2 protein-coding genes are annotated in these 1,730 nt (G+C 49.9%); one reads left to right on the top strand and one right to left on the bottom strand.

The features are described 5' to 3' along the window. Nucleotides 1–294: 294 nt before the first annotated feature. Nucleotides 295–1,251 (top strand): prolyl aminopeptidase, encoded by a 957-nt coding sequence (pip, locus tag J1785_RS01250; RefSeq protein WP_129951774.1) that lies wholly within the window; start codon nucleotides 295–297, stop codon nucleotides 1,249–1,251. 20 nt (nucleotides 1,252–1,271) lie between these two features. Here pip and J1785_RS01245 read toward each other — a convergent pair whose 3' ends face one another. Further along, a complete protein-coding gene (locus J1785_RS01245) occupies nucleotides 1,272–1,502 on the bottom strand; it encodes a DNA polymerase III subunit theta (RefSeq protein WP_217218627.1) in 231 nt (76 codons plus the stop codon). Nucleotides 1,503–1,730: the final 228 nt, after the last annotated feature.

Below are 1,730 nucleotides of genomic sequence, written 5' to 3'. Positions count from 1 at the left end.
ATCCATTCCTTTACTCATATTCGCCTCTCTTAAAGCTGGTGGATTGGGTTGCTCTGCTATTTACTGCTTAAACCGCTCCGGTTGCAAGCGTCTTTGTGAATTTTCTTCGCTCCTGCCTGGCTGCTTTATCGATGTTACGGCCGGGGCGGTAAGTGAAACTGCACGATAAGTATGCGAACGGCATGCAAAATAACGATTTTTGCTCATAACATCTTGTCGTGGGCTAGCCGATGCGCTGTTATGAAGATGAATGCACATCAATCAATACACTGGCCAAATAGAACAGGAAATGTCATGCCAAAATTAAAAGGGTTGTATCCGCCCAGGGAAGCTTATGCCAGTGGCATGCTTGATACGGGGGATGGTCACCAAATTTACTGGGAGCGCAGCGGAAACCCGAAAGGCAAGCCAGCAGTATTTCTCCACGGCGGGCCCGGTGGCGGCTGTTCATCGGTACACCGTCAATTGTTTGATCCCAATGATTACGACGTCATGCTGTTTGACCAGCGTGGATGCGGACGCTCAAAACCGCACGCCAGTCTGGAAAACAATACAACCTGGCATCTGGTCGAAGATATTGAGCGTTTGCGTAAAATGGCCGGCGTTGACCAATGGCTGGTGTTTGGGGGTTCATGGGGTTCAACGCTGGCGCTGGCGTATGCTCAGACGCATCCTGAACATGTCAGCGAGATGGTATTGCGTGGGATCTTCACGTTACGTAAGCAGGAGCTGTCCTGGTATTATCAGGACGGGGCTTCCCGTTTCTTCCCGGAAAAGTGGCAACGTATTTTGTCGATTCTTTCGCAAGAAGAACGTAAAAACGTGATTGCTTCTTACCGGGCCCGTCTGACATCCGGCGATCGCGCTGTTCAGCTTGAGGCCGCTAAAATCTGGAGCCTGTGGGAAGGGGAAACCGTGACGCTGCTGCCTGCGGAAGGTGCGGCATCCTTTGGTGAGGACAATTTCGCGCTGGCGTTTGCCCGTATTGAAAACCACTATTTTACGCATCTGGGTTTTCTGGAAAGTGATGACCAGTTGTTGAAAAATGTCGAACGTATTCGCCACATTCCGGCCGTCATTGTGCATGGTCGATATGATATGGCATGCCAGGTGCAAAATGCGTGGGATCTGGCGCAGGTATGGCCGGAAGCGGAGTTGCACATCATTGAGGGGGCAGGGCATTCGTTCGACGAGCCCGGCATTCTCGATCAACTGATCCGTACCAACCAGCGTTTCGCCGCGCGGCGCTAACCTTCCCCTGCGACTCCCGTTTACTTTTGCTTTGGCTCATAAGGTAAGCGGGAGAACTTATGTGATTCCCCGCGATAAAACATCACCCGTTCCCGAAAATAGGTGCGCAGATGCGCAGGCTGCTCGCGTTCCGCCATCTCAGCGACAACCGGCATGTTGTAGCGTTCTTTAAAGGCCACCGCGGAGGCCGCAAGATCGACGTTGACACGATCCATTTCTTCTTTGCTGATTTCAGCCAGATTGATGCTCATAACTGCTTCCTGATGATCGATTTTGCCACATTGTACCCGAGGCTGGGGTCAGCGTGAATATTGCGATTTTGCTTTTATTTCCGCGCAGCTAACAAAGAATGCGGATAATTCTAATGAGTGAATAAGAACCATTCACAAAAGGTAAATGATAAATATCTACAATAAGGCGGGGTAATTAATATCGCAAATAAGAATGATTCCTTTTTAATACGCTTCTGTATGTTAATG

This window comes from Rahnella perminowiae (assembly GCF_019049755.1).
GTDB lineage: Bacteria > Pseudomonadota > Gammaproteobacteria > Enterobacterales > Enterobacteriaceae > Rahnella > Rahnella perminowiae.
The sequence above is the reverse complement of the archived record's forward strand: the minus strand, read 5'-3'. Positions and strand labels throughout refer to the sequence as shown.

Excerpts from the sequence above, each read along its gene's own strand:
- pip (WP_129951774.1), top strand. The coding sequence starts at position 295 with ATGCCAAAATTAAAAGGGTTGTATCCGCCCAGGGAAGCTTATGCCAGT.
- J1785_RS01245 (WP_217218627.1), bottom strand. The coding sequence starts at position 1,502 with ATGAGCATCAATCTGGCTGAAATCAGCAAAGAAGAAATGGATCGTGTC.